The sequence below is a fragment of the Streptomyces sp. CB02056 genome (genome assembly GCF_001905545.1).
Classification (GTDB): Bacteria; Actinomycetota; Actinomycetes; order Streptomycetales; family Streptomycetaceae; genus Kitasatospora.
This window is the reverse complement of the sequence record NZ_LIPD01000024.1, coordinates 68,474-91,170: the sequence shown is the minus strand read 5'-3', so window position 1 is coordinate 91,170 and position 22,697 is coordinate 68,474. Positions and strand designations below refer to the sequence as shown.

General features: G+C 75.3%; 27 protein-coding genes. 15 read left to right on the top strand and 12 right to left on the bottom strand.

Annotated features, from left to right (window positions below; translation table 11 throughout):
* The first annotated feature begins 92 nt into the window (after positions 1-92).
* On the top strand, positions 93-992 hold the full coding sequence (locus tag AMK13_RS39105; RefSeq protein ID WP_074006340.1) for a LysR family transcriptional regulator: 900 nt from the start codon (positions 93-95) through the stop codon (positions 990-992).
* Between the two features lie 50 nt (positions 993-1,042).
* Here the strand turns inward: AMK13_RS39105 and ypfJ are convergent, their stop codons facing one another.
* Positions 1,043-1,948 carry a KPN_02809 family neutral zinc metallopeptidase gene (ypfJ, locus tag AMK13_RS39100; protein WP_074006315.1) on the bottom strand — a complete coding sequence of 302 codons (906 nt, stop codon included), beginning with the start codon at positions 1,946-1,948 and terminating at the stop codon, positions 1,043-1,045.
* Between the two features lie 188 nt (positions 1,949-2,136).
* Positions 2,137-2,973 (bottom strand): helix-turn-helix transcriptional regulator, encoded by an 837-nt coding sequence (locus tag AMK13_RS39095; protein ID WP_074006339.1) that lies wholly within the window; start codon positions 2,971-2,973, stop codon positions 2,137-2,139.
* 161 nt (positions 2,974-3,134) lie between these two features.
* On the opposite strand from AMK13_RS39095, the gene AMK13_RS39090 reads away from it, so the two are divergent.
* Together AMK13_RS39090 and AMK13_RS39085 are read left to right on the top strand one after the other, a co-directional pair.
* Positions 3,135-3,665, top strand: coding sequence for an EF-hand domain-containing protein (locus tag AMK13_RS39090; RefSeq protein WP_074006314.1), 531 nt, complete (start codon positions 3,135-3,137; stop codon positions 3,663-3,665).
* Positions 3,666-3,846: 181 nt separating this feature from the next.
* Positions 3,847-4,698: an NAD-dependent epimerase/dehydratase family protein gene (locus tag AMK13_RS39085; RefSeq protein WP_074006313.1), complete on the top strand. Its 852-nt coding sequence runs from the start codon at positions 3,847-3,849 to the stop codon at positions 4,696-4,698.
* Positions 4,699-4,767: 69 nt separating this feature from the next.
* Here AMK13_RS39085 and fusA read toward each other — a convergent pair whose 3' ends face one another.
* The 4 genes from fusA to AMK13_RS39065 all read right to left on the bottom strand — a co-directional run bounded on the left by fusA (position 4,768) and on the right by AMK13_RS39065 (position 9,491).
* The gene (gene fusA / locus AMK13_RS39080; protein ID WP_074006312.1) at positions 4,768-6,834 is read right to left on the bottom strand and encodes an elongation factor G; all 2,067 of its coding nucleotides are present in this window, start codon (positions 6,832-6,834) and stop codon (positions 4,768-4,770) included.
* Between the two features lie 397 nt (positions 6,835-7,231).
* Positions 7,232-7,738 carry a hemerythrin domain-containing protein gene (locus AMK13_RS39075; protein WP_074006311.1) on the bottom strand — a complete coding sequence of 169 codons (507 nt, stop codon included), beginning with the start codon at positions 7,736-7,738 and terminating at the stop codon, positions 7,232-7,234.
* Positions 7,739-7,891: 153 nt separating this feature from the next.
* Positions 7,892-8,479 carry a nuclear transport factor 2 family protein gene (locus AMK13_RS39070; RefSeq protein WP_079272913.1) on the bottom strand — a complete coding sequence of 196 codons (588 nt, stop codon included), beginning with the start codon at positions 8,477-8,479 and terminating at the stop codon, positions 7,892-7,894.
* A 70-nt stretch (positions 8,480-8,549) separates the two neighbouring features.
* Positions 8,550-9,491: a DMT family transporter gene (locus tag AMK13_RS39065; protein WP_074006310.1), complete on the bottom strand. Its 942-nt coding sequence runs from the start codon at positions 9,489-9,491 to the stop codon at positions 8,550-8,552.
* A 49-nt stretch (positions 9,492-9,540) separates the two neighbouring features.
* Between AMK13_RS39065 and AMK13_RS39060 the strand changes: the two genes are divergently transcribed.
* The 3 genes from AMK13_RS39060 (at position 9,541) to AMK13_RS39050 (ending at position 11,484) form a co-directional block, all read left to right on the top strand.
* The gene (locus AMK13_RS39060; RefSeq protein ID WP_079272912.1) at positions 9,541-10,125 is read left to right on the top strand and encodes a MarR family winged helix-turn-helix transcriptional regulator; all 585 of its coding nucleotides are present in this window, start codon (positions 9,541-9,543) and stop codon (positions 10,123-10,125) included.
* 24 nt (positions 10,126-10,149) lie between these two features.
* A complete protein-coding gene (locus AMK13_RS39055) occupies positions 10,150-10,680 on the top strand; it encodes a DUF6328 family protein (RefSeq protein ID WP_198959520.1) in 531 nt (176 codons plus the stop codon).
* Between the two features lie 201 nt (positions 10,681-10,881).
* Entirely contained in the window at positions 10,882-11,484 is a 603-nt protein-coding gene (locus AMK13_RS39050; protein ID WP_074006308.1) for an AAA family ATPase, read from the top strand.
* Positions 11,485-11,509: 25 nt separating this feature from the next.
* On the opposite strand, the gene AMK13_RS39045 is transcribed toward AMK13_RS39050, so the two are convergent.
* Positions 11,510-11,899, bottom strand: a complete 390-nt coding sequence (locus tag AMK13_RS39045) for a hypothetical protein (protein ID WP_074006307.1) — start codon at positions 11,897-11,899, stop codon at positions 11,510-11,512.
* A gap of 119 nt (positions 11,900-12,018) precedes the next feature.
* Complete coding sequence (locus AMK13_RS39040; RefSeq protein ID WP_074006306.1) at positions 12,019-12,429, bottom strand: winged helix-turn-helix transcriptional regulator; 411 nt, start codon at positions 12,427-12,429, stop codon at positions 12,019-12,021.
* 112 nt (positions 12,430-12,541) lie between these two features.
* Here AMK13_RS39040 and AMK13_RS39035 point away from each other — a divergent pair, with 112 nt between their 5' ends.
* The 3 genes from AMK13_RS39035 to AMK13_RS39025 all read left to right on the top strand — a co-directional run bounded on the left by AMK13_RS39035 (position 12,542) and on the right by AMK13_RS39025 (position 14,839).
* Positions 12,542-13,480, top strand: coding sequence for an NADP-dependent oxidoreductase (locus tag AMK13_RS39035; protein ID WP_074006305.1), 939 nt, complete (start codon positions 12,542-12,544; stop codon positions 13,478-13,480).
* A 508-nt stretch (positions 13,481-13,988) separates the two neighbouring features.
* Entirely contained in the window at positions 13,989-14,213 is a 225-nt protein-coding gene (locus AMK13_RS39030; protein ID WP_074006304.1) for a hypothetical protein, read from the top strand.
* The gene (locus tag AMK13_RS39025; protein WP_074006303.1) at positions 14,210-14,839 is read left to right on the top strand and encodes a helix-turn-helix domain-containing protein; all 630 of its coding nucleotides are present in this window, start codon (positions 14,210-14,212) and stop codon (positions 14,837-14,839) included. Before AMK13_RS39030 ends, AMK13_RS39025 begins: the two co-directional genes overlap by 4 nt.
* 31 nt (positions 14,840-14,870) lie before the next feature.
* Here AMK13_RS39025 and AMK13_RS39020 read toward each other — a convergent pair whose 3' ends face one another.
* Positions 14,871-15,614: a helix-turn-helix domain-containing protein gene (locus AMK13_RS39020; RefSeq protein ID WP_074006302.1), complete on the bottom strand. Its 744-nt coding sequence runs from the start codon at positions 15,612-15,614 to the stop codon at positions 14,871-14,873.
* Between the two features lie 268 nt (positions 15,615-15,882).
* Here AMK13_RS39020 and AMK13_RS39015 point away from each other — a divergent pair, with 268 nt between their 5' ends.
* From AMK13_RS39015 to AMK13_RS39005, 3 genes are all read left to right on the top strand, one after another.
* The gene (locus tag AMK13_RS39015) at positions 15,883-16,548 is read left to right on the top strand and encodes a DUF4097 family beta strand repeat-containing protein (protein WP_074006301.1); all 666 of its coding nucleotides are present in this window, start codon (positions 15,883-15,885) and stop codon (positions 16,546-16,548) included.
* Positions 16,549-16,587: 39 nt separating this feature from the next.
* Positions 16,588-17,424 (top strand): alpha/beta fold hydrolase, encoded by an 837-nt coding sequence (locus tag AMK13_RS39010; RefSeq protein ID WP_074006300.1) that lies wholly within the window; start codon positions 16,588-16,590, stop codon positions 17,422-17,424.
* 61 nt (positions 17,425-17,485) lie between these two features.
* Entirely contained in the window at positions 17,486-17,830 is a 345-nt protein-coding gene (locus AMK13_RS39005) for a hypothetical protein (protein WP_074006299.1), read from the top strand.
* Between the two features lie 31 nt (positions 17,831-17,861).
* Here AMK13_RS39005 and AMK13_RS39000 read toward each other — a convergent pair whose 3' ends face one another.
* Complete coding sequence (locus AMK13_RS39000) at positions 17,862-19,019, bottom strand: acyltransferase family protein (protein WP_074006298.1); 1,158 nt, start codon at positions 19,017-19,019, stop codon at positions 17,862-17,864.
* A 138-nt stretch (positions 19,020-19,157) separates the two neighbouring features.
* On the opposite strand from AMK13_RS39000, the gene AMK13_RS38995 reads away from it, so the two are divergent.
* Positions 19,158-19,808 (top strand): GNAT family N-acetyltransferase, encoded by a 651-nt coding sequence (locus AMK13_RS38995; RefSeq protein WP_074006297.1) that lies wholly within the window; start codon positions 19,158-19,160, stop codon positions 19,806-19,808.
* A 109-nt stretch (positions 19,809-19,917) separates the two neighbouring features.
* On the opposite strand, the gene AMK13_RS38990 is transcribed toward AMK13_RS38995, so the two are convergent.
* Both AMK13_RS38990 and AMK13_RS38985 read right to left on the bottom strand, forming a co-directional pair.
* The gene (locus tag AMK13_RS38990) at positions 19,918-20,634 is read right to left on the bottom strand and encodes an HAD family hydrolase (protein ID WP_074006296.1); all 717 of its coding nucleotides are present in this window, start codon (positions 20,632-20,634) and stop codon (positions 19,918-19,920) included.
* A 37-nt stretch (positions 20,635-20,671) separates the two neighbouring features.
* The gene (locus AMK13_RS38985; protein WP_074006295.1) at positions 20,672-21,307 is read right to left on the bottom strand and encodes a TetR/AcrR family transcriptional regulator; all 636 of its coding nucleotides are present in this window, start codon (positions 21,305-21,307) and stop codon (positions 20,672-20,674) included.
* Positions 21,308-21,467: 160 nt separating this feature from the next.
* Between AMK13_RS38985 and AMK13_RS38980 the strand changes: the two genes are divergently transcribed.
* Both AMK13_RS38980 and AMK13_RS38975 read left to right on the top strand, forming a co-directional pair.
* Positions 21,468-22,169, top strand: coding sequence for an SDR family oxidoreductase (locus tag AMK13_RS38980; RefSeq protein WP_049655318.1), 702 nt, complete (start codon positions 21,468-21,470; stop codon positions 22,167-22,169).
* 72 nt (positions 22,170-22,241) lie between these two features.
* Complete coding sequence (locus AMK13_RS38975; RefSeq protein WP_074006294.1) at positions 22,242-22,664, top strand: tautomerase family protein; 423 nt, start codon at positions 22,242-22,244, stop codon at positions 22,662-22,664.
* The last annotated feature ends 33 nt before the right edge of the window (positions 22,665-22,697 follow it).

The following is a 22,697-nucleotide window of genomic DNA, read 5'->3' as shown; positions in this document are numbered from 1 at the left end:
TGCGGCCCGTCCCTGACGCTATGTCCGCCCGGCTATCCTGTCTAAGATCAATATTGCTATGGCGTTATGACCGCTGGGGCATGGGGGCTTTCGTGGACCTGAACACGCTCGCGCAGTTCCTGGCGGTGGCGCGGCTGGAGCACCTGAGCCGGGCGGCGGAGGAACTGCGCGTCGCCCAGCCGTCGTTGAGCCGCTCCATCGCCCGGCTGGAGGCCGAGCTGGGCACCCCGCTGTTCGAGCGCGGCGGGCGGCTGCGGCTGAACGCGGCCGGGCAGCTGTTCCGCGGCTACGTCGAGCGTTCGCTCGGCGAGCTGGAGGCGGGCCGGCGGGCGGTGGCGGAGGCCGCCGGGCAGGGGCTGGGCACGGTGCGGCTGGCCTCGGAGACCTTCCTGGCCTTCAGCGGGCCGCTGGCCGCGTTCAAGCGCGGCCACCCGGGGGTGGAGGTCGAACTGCACCAGCTGCCCGCGCGGGAGACGGCCCGGCGGCTGCGGGCCCAGGACGTCGACCTCGCCGTCGTCTCCCAGCCGATCACCGCCGAGGGCCTGGAGTCGGTGCTGCTGCTGGACGAGGAGGTGGGGCTGGCCGTCGCCCCCGGCCACCCGCTGGCCGGGCGCACCGCGGTCGGCGTCGACGACCTCGCCGGCCAGCCGTTCATCGCCGCCCGCCCCGGGCACTGGCAGCGCCGCCTGCTGGAGCGGCTGTTCGCCGCCCGCGGCCTGGAGCCGCGGATCGTCTGCGAGAGCGACGAGGCCGGCGCCATCGCCGAGCTGATCAGCGCGGGCCTGGGCATCGGCCTGGTGCCCGCGCTCTCCCGGCGCACCGCCACCCGCCTGCCGCTGGTGTGGGTCGGCGTCGACGACCCCGACTGCCGGCGCTCCCTGACCCTGTTCTGGGCCTCGGACACGCGCCTGCCCGCCGGCGCCCGCCGGCTGCGCGAGGCGATCGCGGGCTGGGACTGGGCGCGGAGCGGGCAGGCGCAGCGGAGCTTCTGACGACGGGCCCCGCGGGCGGACGTCGCGGCCGGTCCTCGCGGGCGGTGGTGCTACAGCTTGGCGGCCGAGAAGGTGTCGCACTGGGCGAAGTCGCCGCCGCGGTAGCCGGTGGTGAACCAGGCCTTGCGCTGCTCGGCGGAGCCGTGCGTCCAGGCCTCCGGGTTGATCCGGCCGGTGGCCTGCTGCTGGATGCGGTCGTCGCCGACCGCGGCGGCCGCGTCCAGGCCCTGGGCGATGTCCTGGTCGGTGAGCGAGGCGATCAGCGGACGGCCGGTGGAGGCCTGCGGGGTGGTGGTGGCGTGGTGCGCCCACACCCCGGCGTAGCAGTCGGCCTGCAGCTCCAGGCGCACCGAGCCGCTGGCGGCGCCCTGGCGGTCGTTGCCGACCTTCTGCATGGCGCCGGTGAGGGTCTGGATGTGGTGGCCGTACTCGTGGGCGACGACGTAGGACTCGGCGAACGGGCCGCCCTTGGCGCCGAAACGGGCGGACAGCTCGTTGAAGAAGCCCAGGTCGAAGTAGGCCTTCTTGTCGCCGGGGCAGTAGAACGGGCCCACCGCCGAGGTCGCCGGCCCGCAGGCGGTGGAGACCTGGCCGGTGAACAGCACCGTCTCGGCGTTCTTGTACGGGATCTTGGCGGCGCGCGGCAGCTCGGTGCGCCAGAACTCCTGGAGGCTGTTGGTGACGGCCACGATCCGGCAGTCCTGACGCTTGTTGGCGTCGGCGCCGGTCTTGCAGGCCTGCTGCACCTCGCCGGCGGTGCGGGTGCCGGTGGAGGAGCCGGAGGAGCCGGAGCCGGAGGACAGGCCCAGCAGCTGCGGGTCGACGCCGAGGACGACCGCGAACAGCACCGCGAGCAGGCCCACGGCCCCGCCGCCGATGGCGACCTTCCCGCCCGGGATGCCGCGCCGGTCGTCCACCTGCGAGGTGTCGAGGTCGCCCTGGTCGTCGAACTGCATGTGCCCCTGCCTGCCCGCTTCTGTCGGTCTCTGGCGATCGGTCGATCGGTCGATCTGTCGGTCGGTCGATCTGTCGGTCGGTCGCTTTGTGCGCTCTGGTGACGGTCTGTGCCGTCACGGCCCGGCCCAGCCTACGGGCCCCGGCCCGCCTCGTCGCGCAGCGGGGCCTTCCGATGCCGGTGCGGGCGTCAGGCGGGGGCGGGGGCGCCGACGACGCGCAGCAGTTCCAGGCGGGAGGCGGAGTCGCTGCCGGGCGCGGCGGTGTGCACCAGCAGCAGCTGGTCCTCGCCGCCGGCGGCCAGCACCTCGCACTCCAGGTCCAGCGGCCCGACCACCGGGTGCAGGAGCCGTTTGCGGCCGCTGCGCCGCCGGGCGACCTCGTGGCGTTCCCAGTAGGCGGTGAACTCGCCGCCGTCGGCGAGGAGTTCGTCGAGGAGTTCGGCGGCGCGGCGGTCGCCGGGGCGGGCGGTGCGGGCGGCGCGCAGGGCGGCGACGTGGGCGCGGGCGAGGTCCTCGTGGTCCTCGGCGGGGAACAGCGTGCGGGTGTCGGGGTCGGTGAACCAGCGCAGCAGGAGGTTGCGGCGCTCGGGCGCCAGGGCGGCGTGGTCCCCGAACAGGGCGGCCGACATGGCGTTCTGCGCGAGGACGTCGCCGAGGTCGGAGACCACCTGGGCGGGCGTGTCGTGCAGCCGGTCGAGGATGAGCAGCAGTCCGGGGCGCACGTGGCCGAGCGGGCCGTGCCGGCGCGGGGGCTCGTGCCCGACGAGGCGGAACAGGTGGTCGCGTTCGTCCTCGCTCAGCCGCAGGGCCCGGGCCAGGGCGGCGAGCAGCTGCGGTGAGGGCTGAGGGCCGCGGCGCTGTTCCAGGCGCGCGTAGTAGTCGACGGACAGCCCGGCGACCTGTGCCACCTCCTCCCTGCGCAGTCCGGGTGTGCGCCGCCGCGCCCCGGGCGGCAGCCCGAGGTCGGCGGGGGTGAGCCGGGCCCGGGCCCGGGTGAGGAAGTCGGCCAGCGCCGTTCGGTCGATCATGCCCCCAGCATGGCCCGCCGGGGCGCGGCGCAGCCAGGGATCGCCGGTCCCCGGCTGCCGGGACGCCGGGCTCCCGCGCCGCGCCTTCCCGGCCCGCGCGCGTCCCGCCGGTAGCGTGGACCGGCAGAACTTCCCCTGAGAGAACGGATGGTGACGGGATGTCGGACGAGGCGAAGCGCCGTATCTTCGCGATGCTGGACACCGACGGCGACGGCGTGATCTCCCACGACGAGTACCTCGCCCGGGTCGACCGGGCGGCCTCGGCCTTCGGGCGCGGCCCGCACGACCCGCCGGTGGCCGCGGCCCGCGCGACCCACGAGGAGGTCTTCCGGCAGATGGACGGAGACGGGGACGGCGGCGTCACCTTCGAGGAGTACCGCGCCTGGGCCGGTCACGAGGCCTTCGAGGAGACCTGTCGGCCTGCGCTCGGCTCGCTGTTCGACCTCGCCGACGGCGACGGCGACGGGCGTGTGACCCGAGGGGAGTTCGCCCGGCTGCGCGCGGCGAGCGGCAACCCGCCGGAGGGGGCCGCCGCAGCGTTCGACGCCCTCGACACGGGTGGCGAGGGCACCGTGGAGCGCGCCGTCTACCTGGTGGCGATCCACGACTTCCTCACCACCGGCTCCTCCCCCATGGCCGGCGCCTACGGTGACGGCCGCCCCGGCCCGCGGGAGCCCGCCGTCCGCTGACCTGGCTCCCGGCGGTCGGTGCGGGCGTCGGCGGGTGTCGGCGGCCGGGAGCCCGCCCGGGCGCCCCGTGGCCCCAGCCAGGGATCGGCGGTCCCTGGATCGGGAGGTCTCTGCCGCGCCCCTCGCGCCGCGGGCAGGGTGGTGGGCGTCGGAGGAAGCGACTCCCTGGAGGAGACGGGCGATGGCGAAGATCCTGGTGACGGGCGCGACGGGTTCGGTGGGCAGTCGGCTGGTGCCGCGGCTGGTGCGGTGGGCGGGAGCGGAGGGCTCCTCGGTGCGGGTGCTGGTGCGCGACGCGGCGAGGGCGCGGGGCCTGGACGGGGTGGAGGTGGTGGTCGGCGACCTGTGCGAACAGGGCGACCGGGCACGGGCGTTGGACGGGGCCAACGTGGTGCTGAACGTGGCGGCGGCGCTGCGCGGGGTGCCGGACGAGACGGCGTGGGCGGTCAACCGGGACGCGGCGGTGGCGCTGGGGAGGGAGGCGGCGAAGGCCGGGGTCGCGCGGTTCGTCCACACCAGTACCAACCTGGTGTACGGGCGGGGGCTGGGCCGCCCCGCCGTGGAGGGCGACCGGACGGCGCCGGATCCGGCGTGGGGGGTGTACGCGGCGTCCAAGGCGCGGGCGGAGGAGGGGCTGCGCGCGCTCGGGGACGAACTGCCGCTGGTGGTGGCCCGGTTGGCGTTCGTGTACGGGGACGGCGATCCGCACCTGGCGCAGTCGCTGAACTGGGCGGCGCACTGGCCCGCGCACCAGCGCCTGGCGGTGGTGCACCACGCGGACGTGGCGCGGGCGCTGTGGCGCGCGGTGACGGTGCCCGGCGTCGAGGGGCGCACGTACAACGTCGGCGACAACGCGCCACTGACGGCCTGGGACCTGTACGCGCTCAACGGGCGGGTCCACCCCGGTGGTTCGCCGGACGCCCCGTTCGACCCGTGGGAGGGGCAGGTGTCGACGGCGGCGGCGCGCCGGGAGCTGGGCTGGCGTCCGCTGTACCCGTCGGCGTGGGCGGCGGCCGACGCCGGGGCGCTGTAACTGGGCCGACCCCGCCGCGGGAAGGCGGGCCCGGCCCCGCCGTGGGGACGGCGGGGCCGGGCGACGGGCTCAGCCGGCCGGCGTGGGCGCGGGGGCGTAGCCGGCCGGGCGGGTGGTGAAGGTGCCGCGGCCCTGGGTGCGGCCGCGCAGGCGGCCCGCGTAGCCGAACAGTTCGGCGAGCGGGACCAGCGCGCCCACCCGGGCGGTGGCGCCGGGGCCGGGGTCGGTGGAGCGGACGTGGCCGCGGCGGGCGGCGAGGTCGCCGAGGACGGTGCCCAGCGCGTCCTCGGGCACGGTGACCGTCACCTCCGCGACCGGTTCCAGCAGGTGCATCCGCGAGGCGCGCAGGGCCTCGCGCAGGCCGAGGCGGGCGGCGGTGCGGAAGGCGAGCTCGGAGGAGTCCTTGGGGTGGGTGGCCCCGTCGGTGAGGGTGACGGCGACGCCGGTGACCGGGTGTCCGCCGAGCGGTCCTTCGGCCAGGGCGTCGCGGCAGCCCGCCTCGACGGCCTGCACGTACTCGCGCGGCACCCGGCCGCCGGTGACGGTGGAGGCGAACGCGAACTCCGCTTCGGCGCCGTCCGGCAGGGGGTGGACGTCGAGGACGAGGTGGGCGAACTGGCCGGCGCCGCCGTCCTGTTTGGCGTGCCGGTGGACGAAGCCGGTGACGCCCTCGACAAGGGCCTCGCGCAGGGCGACGCGCGGGCGGCCGACGACCGCCTCGATCCCGCTGTCGCGCCGGACCTTCTCCACCGCGACCTCCAGGTGCAGTTCGCCCAGTCCGGACAGGGTGCGCTGGCCGGTCTCGGGGTCGGTGGCCACGCGCAGCGAGGGGTCCTCCTCGGCCAGGCGGGCGAGGGCCGCGGCCAGCTTGTCGGTGTCGGTGGCGCGGCGGGCCTCGACGGCGACGGTGACGACCGGTTCGGCGCTCACGGGGGCCTCCAGCAGGATCGGGTGGTCGGGGTCGCACAGGGTGGCGCCGACGCGGGTGTGCTTGGGGCCGACGACGGCGACGATGTCGCCGGCGCGGGCGTGGTCGGTCTCGGTGTGGCGGTCGGCCAGGACGGTGAGGATGCGGGCGACGCGTTCGCGGCGGCCGGTGGCGGTGTCGAGCACGGTGGCTCCCTTGTGGAGGGTGCCGGCGTACAGGCGCAGGTGGGTGAGGCGCCCGGTGGGGGCGGCCGTGACCTTGAACGCCAGGGCGGTCAGGGGCTGTTCGGGGTCGGGGTCGCGCTGCTGGGTACGGTCGGCGGAGCGGGTGGGCGGGACGTCGAGCGGGGAGGGCAGGTAGGCGACGGCGGCGTCCAGGAGCGGTTCGATGCCGCGGTTGCGGTAGGCGGATCCGCACAGCACCACGACGGCCTCGCCGGTGCGGGTGAGGTCGCGCAGGGCGGCGGTGAGGGTGGCGGCACCGACGGTTCCGTGGGCGCAGAACTCCTCCAGCGCCCGGGGGTGCAGTTCGGCGACGGCCTCCTCCAGGGCGCGGCGGCGTTCGGCGGCCGGGCCTTCGAGGTGGGCGGGCACCGGGCCGTGCGCCATGGCGCCGTCCTCGTGCCAGGTGAGGGCGCGCAGGTGGACGAGGTCGACGACGCCGGTGAACGACTCCTCGGCTCCGATGGGCAGTTGGACGGCCAGCGGGCGCGGGTGGAGGCGTTCGCGGATGGAGCCGACGGCGGCGTCCAGGTCGGCGCCGGCCCGGTCGAGCTTGTTGACGAAGGCGATGCGCGGCACGCCGTGGCGTTCGGCCTGGCGCCACACCGACTCGCTCTGCGGCTCGACGCCGGCGACCGCGTCGAACACCGCCACCGCGCCGTCCAGGACGCGCAGCGAGCGCTCGACCTCGTCGGCGAAGTCGACGTGGCCGGGGGTGTCGATGAGGTTGATCCGGTGCCCGGCCCAGGCGCAGCTGACGGCGGCGGCGAAGATGGTGATGCCGCGGTCGCGTTCCTGGGGGTCGAAGTCGGTGACGGTGGTGCCGTCGTGGACCTCGCCGCGCTTGTGGGTGGTGCCGGTGAGGTAGAGGATCCGCTCGGTGACGGTGGTCTTGCCGGCGTCGACGTGGGCGAGGATGCCGAGGTTGCGGACGGCGGCGATGCTGCTTGTGGTGGCGGTGCTCGCGGTGGTGGTGTGGGTGCGCATGGCCCGGGTGCCTTTCGAGGCGGTCCTGCTGGTGGGTGGGCGCGCGATTCGGCAGTGCCGACGGACCGTCGGATTCGTTGCCACACAGTGGGCTTACGGCCTCACGGGCCGGTGTCAGACGGTGGCGGCACTGCTCCGGTGCCGGCCGCGCAGCGGGCACCGGGAGAGGCGGGACACCAGGATCACCTCGTACCGCGACGCGGGAGAGGGGGCGGCGGCACTCTGCTTCGGCATGGCCGCCCGCCCCCTCTCCCCGTCTCGTACGTCACGGTCGTCGCGTTCGGGCCGCGCGTCGGGGCGCGGCCGCGTGGCGAGTGTAGGGAAGGCGGGCCGGACGGTGCGACGGGTTTTACGGTGCGCGGGTTCTACGGTGCGCGGGTTCTACGGTGCGCGGGTTCTACGGTGCCGGGTCCCGCGGCGCGCGGAAGCGCAGGACCGGTTCGGACCAGCCGTCGTCGCGCACCCCGGCGTCCAGGGCGGCGCCGATGGCCCGTTCCTCGTAGCCGAAGTGGGAGTCCATGATGGCGGCGAGCCCGTCGAGTTCGCGTCCGATCGCCTCCAGGTCGGCGTCGGGCCGTCCGGCGGCCTGGTCGGCGAGGTGCTGTACCCGGGCGAGGATGCCGGTGATGAAGCCGTGGTCCTCGACGAGTTTGGCGATGGTCGGCGCCAGGTCGGGGCGTTCGCGCAGGAGTTGGGCGAACAGGCCGTCGTCCTCGCCCTGGTGGTGGTTGGTCAGGGCGGTGCAGAAGGCCAGGCAGTGGGTGAGGAGCCGGTCGTCGTCGCCGTGCGGGCGGGGCCGGCCGAGGTTCGCGCGCAGGTCGGCGAGGCGGCGACGCAAGTCCTGGTGCGCGCGGGAGAGTTGCAGGCTGAGGGCGGCCGTACGGCCGGTGGAGGGGGAGGCCACGGGTGGCGGTCCCTTCGGTCGCGCACCTCCATGCCTGACGCGGTCCGTCACCGGCACGCGATGCTCGCGCCAGCAGATCACGTGATCCGCCCGGCGGGCAAGCGGCGGGGCCCCGGCCCAAGTGGCGCCCCGGTCGGTGCCCCGGGGCCGCCGTCACGCTCCGCCGGCGAGGTCGCGCAGGGTCGCCCCGGCCTTCGGGGTCAGGACGAGCGGGCCCCTGCCGCTCGTCCACACGGCCCGCACGTCCAGGCTCCGCAGGCGCCAGCCGTCGGGGGTGCGCACCGCCTCGCCGGTGAACGTGCCGCCGACGTCGAAGTGGCCGCCGGGCTCCTCGCCGCGCGCCCGCTGGGTGGAGGCGAGGTGGACGTGCGCCATGACGGCGTTCCAGCGCACCGCGGCCCGGTCCCCGTCCAGGTCGATCATGTGGTTGGCGCCCACGTGCTGGGTCCGCTCGAACTTCCCGAGGGTCGCCTGCTCGGACTCGGCCAGCCCGTCGATGCCCTCGTGGTCCCCCACCGGCGTGGTGATCCGCACGTCGGGGGTGAAGTAGCGCCGCGCCCAGGCCTCGTCGAACCGCCCGCCGTCGCGGGGCACCGTGTCGAGGCTGAGCAGGTAGCCGTCGATGAGGCCGGTGATCTCGGCGCGGTCGGTGAGGACCCGGACCCGCTGTCCGAGCGCGGCGAGGTTCGCGGCGATGGTGTCGATGGCGGTGGTGTCGGTGGCGGTGGTGTCGGTGGTCATGGCCCTGGCTCCTCGGGGTCGCCGTGCGCAGCGCGACCCGGTCCGGCCACGCACCACGGAGGCTAGGACCTCAAGTCGACTTGAGATCAAGGTCCCGGTCCGCCGATGGGCGGGCCCGACCGGCAGCGGACTCGGCGGCGGGCTCGGCGGCGGGACGGACAGCGGTTTCGGCGCGCGGCCGCCCGAGCAGGATGCCGGCCACGACCAGCGCCAGCCCCGCGCCCTGGCGCGGCCCGAAGGCGTCGCCGTCCAGCGCCGTGCCCAGCAGCACGCCGGTGAGCGGGTTGAGCAGTCCGAGCAGGCCCACGGTGCCGGCCGGCAGATGGCGCAGTCCGGCGAACCAGCAGGCGAAGGCGAGCGCGGTGGCGATCACGGTGGTGTAGCCGAAGGCGAGCAGGGTGGGCGCGTCCACCGGCGGGGGCGGGCCCTCGACGGCGGCGGCGAGCGGCAGCAGCACCAGGCCGCCCGCGGTCAGCTGCCAGGCGGTGGCGGCGAGCGGGTCGGCGCCCTCGCGCCAGCGGGCGGCCAGCACGTAGCCGACGGAGGAGACCAGCATCGCGGCCGCCGAGGCGGCCAGCCCGGCCCAGCCGATGCCCTCCCCCGGTCCGGCCAGGGCCAGCGCGACGCCGGCCAGGCCCACCACCGCCCCCGCCAGGTGCGCGCGGCGCGGGCGCGGGCCGGCCAGCGCCCAGGCGGTGAGCAGCATGGTCAGCGGGGAGGCGGCCATGACGGTGGCGGCGGCGCTGGTGGGCAGCAGTTGGGAGGCGAGGTAGAGCAGGACGAAGAAGACGGCGGTGTTGAGCAGGCCGAGCAGCGCGCTGCGCCACCACCAGGCGCCGTGCGGGCGGCGGCGGGCGAGGGCGAGGAGCAGCAGGCCGGCGGGCAGGGCGCGCAGGGCGGCGCCCCACAGGGGGTGGTCGGCGGGCAGGTGGGCGTGGGTGACCCAGTAGTTGGCGCCCCAGGCGACGGGGGCGAGGGCGGTGAGCAGGACCCACCGCGTATTGGCTTCCATGGAAGACAATATAGCTTCCCAGGAAGCTATCGGGGATAGGATGGCGCCCATGGAGCACGGACAGGGACAGGGACACGGACAGCACGCCGACCACGCGGACCCCACCGACGCCGCGGACCACGTCGCCCGGGTCCAGGCCGAGTGGCGGCGCGAACGCCCCGACCTGGACGTCTCCCCGCAGGCCGTCATCGGGCGCCTGCACCGCCTCGCCGCCCGCCTGACCGCCGAGCTGACCCTCGTCTACCAGCGCTACGGCCTGGGCGAGGGCGAGTTCGACGTGCTCGCCGCGCTGCGCCGGGCCGGCGCCCCGTACGAGCGGGCCCCGGGCGAGCTGGCCGCGCACACGATGGTGACCACCGGGGCGATGACCAAGCGGATCGACCGCCTGGAGCGCGCCGGGCTGGTCACCCGCCGCCCGGCCGCCGACGACCGGCGCGGGCGCGTGGTCGCGCTCACCGAGGCCGGCCGGCGCCTGATCGACGAGGCGTTCACGGCGCACATGCGCAACGAGCACCGGCTGCTGGCCCACCTGAGCCCCGAGGAGGCCGGCGCCCTGCAGGGGTTGCTCACCGTCTGGCAGCAGCGCCTGGACGGCACCGGGGGCGCGGACCCCGGTGCGACGCGCGGGGCCTGACGCCGGGCCGTGGGAAGCTGACGCATGACCAGTGCACCTCCCCCGGACTCCCCCTCGCCCGGCCACCGGTCCGACTCCGCTCCCCCGCCCGGCTGGGGGAACCCGGCCGTGCGCGCCGACCGGCGCCTGGTGGCGATGCTGCAGGAGCTGCGGGTGCTCCAGACCGGCGTGCAGATCGTCTTCGCGTTCCTGCTCGGCGTCGCCTTCACCCCGCGCTTCGCCCAGCTCACCGACGCCCAGCAGGACGTCTACGTCACCACCCTGCTGCTGTCGGTCGTCGCCGCGGCCGTCCTGGCCACCCCCGTCGCCCTGCACCGCGGGCTGTACCGCCACCCGGGCAAGGAGCGGATCGTCGCCGTCTCCATCCGCGTCGCCCAGGTGGGCCTGCTGCTGCTCGCCTCCGCGCTGACCGGCGCCGTGCTGCTGGTCCTGGACGTCGTCCTCGGCACGGCGCTCGCGGTGCCGATCACCTGCGGCATCGCGCTGATCTTCGCCGTGCTGTGGTTCGGCCTGCCCTGGGCGGTGCGCCGCTCCGCCCGCCGCGACGGGGCCTGACCGGACCCGGGCGCCGCCGTACGGGCCCGTCCGCTGCCGGCCGTTCGCTGCCGCCGCCCGCACCGGGGGTGCGGGCGGCGGACCACGGACCGGGCCGGGGCCGGCTTCCGGGCGCCGGGGGCCGGGCCGGGAGGCGCGCCCTCGGCCGCCTCCCCCACCCCCCGGAGCCCACCCGCACCCCGGACCGCTTACCGTGCCGGTATGCATACCGACGAAATCCCGTGGGACGTCCTGCTGATCGGCGGGGCCTCCGGCCTCGGCAAGAGCCGCGCCGCCGACCTCCTGCGCGTTCGACACGGCGCATTCGTCGTCGAGTTCGACGACGTCGTGGCCGCCCTCCAGGCCGCCACCAGCGCGGACAGCCACCCCGGCCTGCACCACTTCTCCGCCGTGCCCGACCCCGACGCGCTGGGCGCCGACCGCGTCCTGGAACTCCAGATCGCCACCGCCCGCGCCCTGGACGACGCGCTGCTCGGCGTCGTGCGCAACCGGCTCACCGTGGACGTGCCCGCGATCGTGGAGGGCGACTACCTCACCCCGGCCGCCGCCGCCCGCGCCGCCGCCGAGGCCGCCGAACAGGGCCGGCGGGTGCGCGCGGTCTTCCTGCACGAGGACGACCCGCGGAGCATCGGCGCCAACTACGCCGACCGCGAGCCCGACAGCGGCCCGCAGCCCGAACGCGCCGCCGTCAGCGCCCGCTACAGCACCTGGCTCGCCGACCAGGCCCGCGCCCACGCGCTGCCCGTGGTCGAGTGCCGCCCGTACGCCACCCTGCCCGAGCGCCTGGCCGCAGCCCTGGCGTGACCCCCGGGGGCGGCGTGACGGCGGGTCAGCCCTCCTCGATGTCCGAGATCAGCTTGGTGCCCAGGTCGCTCTGCACCGCCAGCCGGGTGTGCCCGGCGTCGGGGCCGGTGCCCCAGGTCAGCGTGACGGTGGTGAACAGGTGCCCGGCACCGGAGTCGTGGTAGCGCACCTCCCAGCGGGTGGGCACGTCCTGGGCGCGCAGCACGCCGTCGGCGTGGTTGGCCTCCTCCCAGGCCGCCAGCCGCTGTCGGAAGTCCTCGGTGAGGTAGTGGGCGCGCAGCTCGGTGCCCAGGTCGTCGGTGCCGTCGGAGACGGCGTCGACGTAGGCACCGTAGAAGTCGGCGACCCGGTCGACCGCGGAGTCCGGGCTGCCGCTGCGGACCGCGGAGTCCGCGGCGGTGTCGGTGTCGGTCATGAACGTCCCCATCCGTCAGGGCCGGGGCGTACTCCCGCCCCCGGCCGGTCGGTTCGACCCGTACGCCCAACGAGCCGCCCCGCCGGAGGTTGCGCCCGGACCGTCCCCGGTCCCCCGGGTCATTCCGGTGTCCGGTGGTCCTCGTCGTACGCGGCGCGGGCCGCCAGCACCTGGGGCATGTGGCTCTCCGCCCAGTCCTTGATCTGCCGGACGAGCGGCAGCAGGTCGCGCCCGAGCCCGGTGAGCTCGTAGTCGACGCGGGCGGGCACCCCGGCGGTGACGGTGCGGCTGACCAGGCCGTCGCGTTCCAGGGCGCGCAGGGTCTGGGTGAGCATCTTCTCGCTCACCCCGGCCAGGCGCCGGCGCAGGTCGCTGTAGCGCAGCGGCCCTTCGGCGAGGGCGGAGACGAGCAGGCTGACCCACTTGTCGCCGATCCGGTCCAGGAGTTGGCGGGCCGGGCACCAGGCGAGGTAGGCGTCGTAGGCGGCGGCCTCGGCGGCGCGGCGCCGGGCGGCGGTCGTGGTGGGCATCGGCCCACTCTCCTTTCCGTGCGGTACGCACCTTCGGGTGCGTCCTTCCCCATGGAGAGTAACTCTCCTTAGGTTGGGTGGAGTTGCCGATTCGTGAGGGGTGGGTGTCGTGATGCGTGCCGTGGTGGTGCGGGAGTTCGGCGGTCCCGAGGTGCTGGAGCTGGTGGAGGTGGCACTGCCGCGGCCGGGCCGCGGGCAGGTGCGGGTGCGGGTGGCGGCGGCCGGGGTCAACCCGGTGGACGCGGTCACCCGCTCCGGGGTGCTCGCCGGGGCCGGGCTGATGGCCCCGCGCGCGGTGACCGGCATCGGCTGGGACGTGGCCGGGACGGTGGACGCGGTGGGACCTGAGGTGACCCAATTCTCGCTCGGCCAGCGGGTGGTGGGCCTGCGCGACCGCCTGGACACCGACCTCGGCACCTACGCCGAGCACGTCGTCCTGGACGCGGACGCCCTCGCCCCCGCCCCGGCCGGCGCCACCCTCGCCCAGGCCGCGACCCTGCCGCTCAACGGCCTCACCGCGCTACAGGCCCTGGACCTGCTCGACCTGCCGGCCGGCTCCACCGTCCTGGTCACCGGCGCGGCGGGCGGCGTCGGCGGCTTCGCCGTCGAACTGGCCGCCCTGCGCGGCCTGCGGGTGGTCGCGCTCGCCGGACAGGACGACGAGCCGCTGGTGCGCGACCTGGGCGCCGAGTGGTTCGTGCCGCGCACGGCACCCGACGTGGCCGCCGCCGTACGGGAGTCGGTGCCCGGCGGGGTCGACGGCGCCGTCGACGCCGCCCTGCTGGGCGTACGGGCCCTGGGCGCGGTGCGCGGCCGCGGCGCCTTCGTCGCGGTCGCGGCCGGCAGCGCCCCGGTGCCCCTGCGCGGCATCCGGGTCGCCAACGTGTGGATCACCGCCGACGGCCCGGCACTGGCCCGCCTGTCCGACCTCGCCGCCGACGGCCGCCTCACCCTGCGGGTCGCCGACACCCTCCCCCTGGACCGCGCCGCCGACGCCCACCGCCGCCTGGAGGCCGGAGGCCTGCGCGGGCGGCTGCTCCTGACACCCTGACGCCCTGACCGGTAGGCGGGGACGAGGAGAAGGCCTGCCCCCTGGACGGGGGCAGGCCTTCTCCGATGTGATCCGCGTCACGGCGGGGCTGCGGCAACAGCACTCCGCCCGGGGAGACCGTCCGGGTTGAGGGGAAGGGCTCTCGGATCGCAACTCTTGCATTCGGCGGCGCTGCGACCAAGCCGACCGGACGGCTTCGGACACTCCCGGACGCCGGACCGCCCCGAGCAGGTGCGATCCCGGCGACCCGCCCGACGGCGCCCGGACGGTCTCGGACAGTCCCGGACGACTTCGGACACGCGGGCGCCGGCGGCGCGGCAATGGTGTCCGAATTCGTCCCGACAGTCAGTCATATCAACTCTTGCAAACCCTGGTTGCCGCCGGAGGAGCCGCGGGCGGCAACTTGCGCGGCGCCTCACGGCCCGCGCATGATCTGGCCCAACCACCCGCCGGGTGGCCCAGGGGACGGCAATCCCCACGTCCGGGTTGAGGTTCAGAAGGGACCACTGTGCTGCTCGAACTCCGATGCGCGGTACGGCGCACACCGCCGCCCGCCCCGCCCGCCGAGGGCTCCGGCCTCCGGCACACCGCACTGTCCGCCGCGTTCCTCGCGGTCGCCCTGGCCGGCGTCATCGCCCTGATCGTCCTCGGGTACGCCGTCGAGGCGCTGGTCACCGTCATCGTCACCGCCGCCGTCGAGGCCTCCGGCACGGCCGTGCGGGGGCGGCGATGAGCGCACGCGAGGAGCTTTCGCACGAGCTGCAGAAACACCATCACCCCGCTTCCGTGCGGTCCATGGAAGCGCTCGCACTCAGGGTCGGCATGTCCCCCTCCTTCGTGCACGGGATCATCCAAGGACGCCTTCTGCCCCTGGAGGGGGAGCTGAAAGCGCTGCTGAAAGCGATGGACGTGGGTGAGCGCGCCCAGCAGCGCGCTCTACTCCTGCACGGGGAAGCGATGGCAGAACTCCACACCCGTGCGCGAACGTCCGCCAAGAGGCCGCCCGCCACCGACTGGCGCGTCCCGGTCCCGCCCGCCGGCGAACCCGATCCCGTGCTGTTCTCCACCGTGCAGGAGTTCGTCGCGGGCCTGGAGGACGTCAGGATCTGGGCCGGCGAGCCGTCGCTGCGCCACCTGGAGGAGCGCAGCGCGCGGCTGCACCAGCAGCGGCAGACGGCCTACGGCAGGGTCCTGCGGCGCAGCACGATCTCCGACATGCTCAACGCGACGTCCCTTCCGCAGATGGAGAAGGTGCGGCACTTCCTGCAGATCTGCGGGGTGCGGGACATCGACGCGTGGGTGTACACGTGGCGGCGGGTGCGGACGATCGAGAGGGCCGCGCTGCGCCGGGCGGCCTGACCCTTCACGGCCCCGGAGTGCGGTCGACGTCCTACTCCGGGGCCTCGTCCCCGGTGGTGGTCGTCGCGGGTTTGGTGTGGAGGACTTCGCGGGCCTGTTCGGCGGCGCGGACGATGCTTTCGCTGATGAAGTCGAGGAAGCGGGCGATGTTCTCCAGGCGGACGGCGGCGGGGGTGCCGGGGCCGAGGACGGCGACGCCCTGGCGGGCGGTCTCGATGACCCTGTCGTTGGCGCGGGCGCTGGCGATGACGGCCTGGTAGTAGAGCTCGTCGTCGACGATGTAGCGGTCGCGGCGGCGTTCGTCGCGTTCGCGGCGTACCAGGCTCTGGCTCTCCAGGAAGGCGATCGCCTTGGAGATGGAGGCGGGGCTGACCTGGAGGCGTTGGGCGAGTTCGGCGGCGGTGAGGCTGCCGGCGTCGGTGGTGGACAGGCAGGTGACCACGCGGGCGCCCATCCGGTTGAGGCCGGAGCCCATGAGGACGGTGGTGAGCTGTTCCTCGTAGGCGGCCACGGCCTCGTCGTCGCGGCCGTGGGGGTGGGTGCCGGGCCGTGGGCCGGCCGTGGGGGCGGGGCGGCGGCGCTGGGCGCGGTGCTCGGTGGCGCGGTGGGCGAGGTCGGCGCGGTAGGCGACGGGGCCGCCGTTGCGCATGACCTCGCGGGTGACGGTCGAGGTGGGGCGTTCCAGGCGTCGGGCGATCTCGGCGTAGGGGAGGCTGTCGGCCAGCCCCAGTGCGATCTGCCGGCGTTCCTGCTGGGTGAGCCTGCCTCCCGGCATCGCGTTCTCCTCGGTGGTGGTGGCCGGGTGGTTCCCGGTCGGCCGTGTGGTTCCCGGTCGGCCCCCACCTTAGCGTTCACCTTCAGACCATTGCAATGATCGGGATGGCGTCCGTTGCGTTACCCGTGCGTCCGTTGCAACAGTTTCCCGCTATCCACCTGCTATTACGCCACTTTGACGCAACGAACTAGTTGCCGAGATCTTGAAAGCAACGTAGCGTTTCCAATGTCGGAAACACCGATGGAACGAAACCTCACAGGAGTGCAGCATGCAGAAGTTCGACACCCCCGCCCCGGTCACCGTCGTCCTGGACATCCCCGGCGGGCGCGTGCGGTTCATCGCCGCCGAGCGCGTCGACACCACCGTCGAGGTCCGGGCCGCCGAGCCCGGCAAGGGCCGCGACGTCCGGGCCGCCGAGCAGACCGCCGTCACCTACGAGGACGGCGTCCTGCGGATCGTCACCTCCGCGTCCGGCGGCCAGCTGCTCGGCCCCACCGGCTCCCTGGAGGTCACCGTCCAGCTGCCGGCCGGCTCCGCCGTACGGGGCAAGGCCGCGGCCGCCGAACTGCGCGTCGTCGGCCGCCTGGGCGACGTCGCCTTCGACGGCGCGTACCGCCACACCAAGGTCGACGAGGCGGCGAGCCTGCACCTGAGCGCCGTCGACGGCGACATCGAGGTCGGCCGCCTCGGCGGGCCCGCCCGGATCAGCACCACCCGGGGCGACATCCGCGTCACCGAGGCCCACCGGGGCACCGTCGAGCTGAGCACCCAGTCCGGGAGCATCACCGTCGGCGCCGCCGCCGGCGTCTGCGCCGCCCTGGACGCCGGCACCGGCCACGGCCGCGTCGCCAACTCCCTGCGCAACGACGGCGCCACCGTGCTCGACATCCGCGCCACCACCTCCCACGGCGACATCACCGCCCGCAGCCTCTGACCCCGTCCCGGGGCCCGACACCCGTCCCAGGGGGACACCATGACGAACAGCACCGCACCCGCGACCGGACCCGCCCCGTGGACCGGCCTGGTGCCGGTCGACGACACCGCCCTGGCCGCCACCGACACCGGCGGCCCCGGCCTGCCCGTGCTCTACCTCAACGGCCAGTTCGCCACCCAGGGCTACTGGCGGCGCGTCCTCGCCGACCTCGGCCCGGGCCTGCGGCACATCACCTACGACGAGCGGGCCCGCGGCCGGACGTCGAAGCGCTCCGCGGACTACTCCTTCGAGGCCGCCGTCCGGGACGTCGACGCCGTCCTCGCGGCCCGCGGCGTGCGGCGGGCGCTGCTGGTGGGCTGGTCCTACGGGGCGTTCGTCGCCGCGCACTGGGCCTCGCGCAACCCGGGCCGCTCCGTCGGCGCGGTCCTGGTGGACGGCGCGCTGCCCTACGACTGGCTGACCGAGGAGCTGGAGCGGCGCATCCGCACGCAGTTCCGGCGGTGGGCACCGCTCATGGCACTGGCCCGCCCCACCGGCCTGACCCCGCGGATGACCCACCGGCAGATGTCGGAGTCCAACATCGAACTCGGCAGGATCGGCAGCGCCGCCGCCCTGGGCCCGGTGCTGGACGCCATCACCGTCCCGACCCGGTACGTGGTCGCCTCGGGGACCTCGCTGGGCAGCAAGGGCGACGAGCAGGAGCTGATCCGCGCGGCCCTGCCGGCGGTCACCGCGCGCAACCCGCACATCCGGATCAGCGCGAAGGTGCCCAGCAACCACGGCGCGATCCTGAAGAAGGACTTCCGCGCCATCGCCGACGCGGTGCGCGAGGTCGCCGCCCTCGACGCCCCCGACCGCCCCGCCACCGGCCGCTGACGGCCCGTCCGCCGGAGCACCCGGCCGCAGGCCCCGGCGCGGCCCCGGCCATCATGGGGGCATGTCAGCGATCACGACCATCCTCCTCAACCCCGGCGGCTGGGCGGACGACGACGACGTCGTCGCCGAGCTCAACGCCCGCCTCGCCCCGCTGAGCCCCGACCTGCCCGGCCGCTGGAGCCTGCGGAACATCTCCACCGAGGACCACGCCTGGGGCGGCACGAAGCGGCCTCCCCACCTCTACGGCGGCGCCCTGAACCACCTGCCGTTCGCCGAGTTCGCCCGGATCGCCGCGCAGCTCCCCTGGTCGGACCCCGAGCAGTTCCAGCTGCTCGTCATGGGGGACGGCGAAGGCCGCTTCCGGACACTCACCCTGGCCGACCTGCGGGCCTGGCCCACGGACTGAACGGCGCGCCCCTCGCCCGCACCGCCGCCCCTCAGCCGGCTCCCGCCGCCCGGCCGGCGAGGCGCCGTACCGCGGGGCGCTCGACCAGGGCGTGGCTGAGGGCCCCGGCGGCCAGGGTCGCGCCGAAGGCGGCGACGGTCAGCAGGGCGGCGAGCGGCGCGGGGTAGGTGCGGTCGCCGAACAGCAGGGGGCGGCCGTGGAAGAGGACGACGCCCTGGCAGAGGTAGAAGCCGAAGGAGACGGCGCCCAGCCACTGGGCCGGGCGGCGCGGCGGCGGGTCCCCGGCGCCGCGCCGCAGGTCGTGCTGGGCGGCGGCGCAGATGACCAGCGCGAGCGGCAGGACCATCGGCAGGACGAAGTCGTAGGGCGAGGGGACGGCGAGCGCGAGCGCGTAGGCGGGCGCCACCAGGAAGGCGGCGGCGGCCAGGGGGACGCGCGGGGCGCGGCCGGCGGCGACGGCGCGGGCCAGCAGCATGCCGAGGACGAACTCCGGCAGCCGGGCCGGCGGGAAGAGGTAGCCGAACCACAGCTGGTCGAGGGAGACGGGCAGTTGGGGGATCCGGGGCCGGTCGGACAGCAGGACCGCGTCGGCTCCCGCGACGGCCGCGGCGGCCAGCAGGGCGGCGGCCAGGGCCGGGAGCAGGGCGCGTGCGGGCAGGCGCCGTACGGCGCGGTGCAGGAGCGGGAAGAGCAGGTAGAACAGGGCCTCGCAGCACAGCGACCAACTGGGCATGTTCATCCCCGAGTTGATGTCCGGGTCGGGCGAGTAGGCGTGGACGAGCAGGAGGTTGGGCAGCCAGGTGCGCACCGGGGCGGCCCAGGCGAACAGGAGGGCGGCGGCCGCCCACATCGCCAGGTGGCTGGGGTAGATCCGGGCCAGGCGCCGGCGCCAGAACGCGGCGGGGCGTTCGCGCTCGCGCGCGGACCAGGTCAGGACGAAGCCGCTGAGGACGAAGAAGAACGAGACCCCGGCGTAGCCGGCCTTGGAGGTGGCGTGGGCGAGGGTGGCGGCGAGGCGGGGGTCGGCGAAGAAGCCGAGCGGGGCGCCGGGGTGCAGCGGGTCGGCGACGAGGAAGGCGTGGAAGAGGAAGACGGCGAGGGCGGCGGCGAAGCGCAGGGAGGTGAGGGTGGGCAGGCGGTGCGGGGGTGGCGGTCCTCCGACCAGCCGAGTATCACTTCGTGCGCTCATCGCACGACTGTAGGTGACGGTACGTCAAGTCGGGTCGCCGCCGCTGTCCCCCGGGAGGTGGATTCGGGGCGGAGGCGGACGTGAAGGCGAGGTGGAAATGGCGGTGCGCGGCGCGGGCGGGCTGGGCACACTGGCTCGATGATCATCGACCACTGGCCCCTGCGGGGGCTGCGCGTGTCCTCGCCCCGCCTGGAGCTGCGCCTGCCCACCGAGGACGAACTCGCCGAGGTGGCCGACGTCGCCGCCCGCGGCGTCCACCCGCCCGAGGAGCGCCCGTTCCTGACGCCGTGGGGCGAGCTGCCGCCGGCCGAACGGGCCCGGCACGTGGTGCAGTTGCACTGGCGGCGGCTGGGGCGCTGGAGCGCGCAGGACTGGGCGCTGAACCTGGTGGCCTTCCACGAGGGGCGCCCGGTGGGCATCCAGGACATGCGCGCCAAGGAGTTCGGCGTGCGGCGCGAGATCGTCTCGGGCTCCTGGCTCGGCCTGGAGTTCCAGGGCAAGGGCCTGGGCACCGAGATGCGCGCCGCGATGCTCCACCTGGCCTTCGCGGAGCTGGGGACGCGGTCGGCGCGGTCGCTGTCCTTCGCCGACAACCACTCCTCCCTGGCCGTCTCGCGCCGGCTCGGCTACCGCGGCGACGGCATCGACCGCGACGTCCTGGACGGGCGGGTGGTGGTCTCCCAGCGCCTGCGCCTGACCCCCGAGGCCTGGGCCGGGCACGCCCGCACCCCGGTCACCGTCACCGGCCTGGACGAGGGCTGCCGCGCCCTGTTCGGCCTCGACGACTGAGCACCCGACCGGGACGCCCGCGCGCGGGACGAGCGGCGCAGCGCGCCCACTCCCCCGCGACGCGGGAAGTCGGCCCGGCCGACTTCCCGCGCGACCGGGCGGCCCCGGCTCAGGTCCGCAGGGCGGCGGGCAGTTCGGCCAGGGTGTGCAGGACGTGGATGCCGTCGTCGACCGGGGTGCGGGAGGCGGCGCGGTCGAGCCAGAAGGGGCGCAGGCCGGCGCCCCGGGCGCCGAGGGCGTCCAGGTCGTACCTGTCGCCGACGTAGGCGACCTCGTGCGGGGGCAGGCCCAGGCGGGCGCAGCCGGTCAGGAAGATGGCGGGGGCGGGTTTGGCCTCGCCGGGCCGGTCGGAGCCGACGAGGGCGGTGTCGGCGAAGTGGTGCAGCAGGCCGGTGGCGTGGAGTTTGGGGCGCTGCTGGTCCATCGGGGCGTTGGAGACGATGCCGAGCCGGTGGGTGGGGGCGAGGGCGGCGAGGACGGGGGCGGCGTCGGGGAAGGCGGTCCAGGCGGCGTCGCGGTGGGCGGTGTAGCCGGCGAACCAGGCGGTGGCGGCCTCGTCGGGCATGGCGGCGGTGTCCTCGCCGAGGCGGGCGAGGAAGCGGCGGACGCGTTCGCGCTGCTGGCCGGTGAAGGTGAGCTCCCCGGCCAGGAAGCGGGCGTACTGCTCGTCCAGGATCTCGCGCCACAGCGCCACCGCCGTCTGCGGGTCGGGGACGCGGCGCAGGAGGTCGAGGTGGCGCAGGTGGGCGAGGATGCCCGCCCGTTCCGAGCCCGAGTAGTCGAACAGGGTGTCGTCGACGTCGAAGAGCACGCCTCTGATCGGCACGGTCCGTCCTTTCGCCAGGTCCACGTACGTACGGACCCTACGCGGTCGCCGGCTCCCCGCTCCCGTTTCCGTCCCCGTCCCCGTCCCCGTCCCCGTATCCGTCGTCGACGGCCAGGCGGTGGCGGGCGGCGGCCAGGAACTCCCCGGACAGGTCGGGGTCCTGGCTCGCCCGGGCGAGCAGCAGTGCTCCGACCATGGTGGACAGGTCGGCGAGCGCCTCCTGCCGTTCGGCGGGTTCGGGCAGGGCCGCCAGGGCGTCGACGAGGTCGCGCAGTCCGGCGGTGTAGGCGGTGCGCAGCGGGGTGCCGGGTTCGGTGCGGGCGGCGTCGGCGGCGAGGGCGGCGGCGGCGCAGCCGTGGCCGGGGTGGTCGCGGTGGAGTTCGGACAGGTAGCGGTGGAGGAACTCGGCGCGGGGGGTGCGCCGGGCGGGCGGCTGGTCGGCGAGTTGTTCCATGGCGTCGCGCCGTTCGGTGAAGGCGGCGGTGAGGGCCTCGGCGAGGAGGTCGTCCTTGGAGGCGAAGTGCCGGTAGAAGCCGCCGTGGGTGAGTCCGGCGGCGGCCATCGCCTCGGGGACGCTGACCTGGTCGGCGCCCTTCTCGCGGATCAGGCGGGCGGTGTGGTCGACGACCCGGCTGCGGGTGCGTTCGGCCTCGGCGCGGGACACGCGGGGCATGCCGCGGCTCCTTCCCTCTCGTACGACGCGTGGTGCGTCCGGTCGGTGCTTCCACTTGGTGCGTCCACTTTCCCATCCCCTTTAGATGATGGTAATAATCTAAATGCTGCGGTGCCCGCCGGCGACGGCCGGTGCCGCCCCGAGAGCGAGGAGATGCACCATGACCGTGATCGAAGGCTCCACCGCCCTGGTCACCGGAGGCCGCCGGGGCCTGGGCCGGGCGTTCACCGCGGAACTGCTGGCCCGCGGCGCGAAGAAGGTCTACGCCACCGCCCGCACCCCCGACACCAGCGAGGACCCGCGCGTGGAGGTCCTCGCGCTGGACGTCACCGACGACGCCTCGGTGGCCGCCCTCGCGGCCCGCGCCGACGACGTCGACATCGTCTTCAACAACGCCGGCGTCCTGTACCCGGCGCCGCTGCTCAGCGCCGACCTCGCGCTGGTCCGGGACACCTTCGAGACCAACGTGCTCGGCCCGCTGCGCATCGCCCAGGCCTTCGCCCCGGTGCTGGCCGCCCGCGGCGGCGGCGCGCTGGTCGACATCCACTCGCTGCTGTCCTGGGGCGCCGGGGCCGGGGCCTACGGGGCCTCCAAGGCCGCGCTGTGGTCCCTGACCAACTCGCTGCGCCTGGAGCTCGCCGCCCAGCGCACGCAGGTCGTCGGCGTGCACCTGGGCTTCGCGGACACCGAGATGGTCGCGGCCGTCCCGGTCGACAAGATCCCGCCCGCCGAGGTGGCCCGCGCCGTCCTGGACGGCGTCGAGCGCGGCGAGCACGAGGTGCTGGTCGACGACGCCACCCGGGCCCTGAAGGCCGCCCTGTCGGGCCCCGTGGACGACCTGGCCGTCCTCGGCCGCCGCTGACACCCCGGCAGGACCACCGGCAGGACCGCCGACGAAAAACCCCGACCCGACCGACGACCAGGAGGAACCGCCATGCCCCTGTGGCACGTCTACCACCCGCCCGGCACCTACGACCCCGGGCAGAAGAAGCAGCTCTCCACCGACATCACGGGCTTCTACACCCGCTTCGGACTGCCGAAGTTCTACGTGGTGGTCCTCTTCCACGAGGTCGCCGCCGACTCCTTCCACGTCGGCGGCGACCCGCACGGCGCGGCCGTACGCGTCGTGGTCGAGCACATCGCCCGCCACACCGAGGACCCGGACCTGCGCAGGCGCACCCGCGAGGCGCTCGCCGCCCTCCTCGCGCCCCACACCACCGACCGCGGCCTGTACTGCGAGTTCCACGTCGACGAGACGCCGCGGAACCTGTGGATGATCGACGGCCTCACCCCGCCCCCGGAGCAGAGCGAGACCGAGAAGCTGTGGGCCCGGGAGAACCGCCCGCTCCCGTACTGACGCACCCGCGCCCGCGCCGACACCGCCACCGTC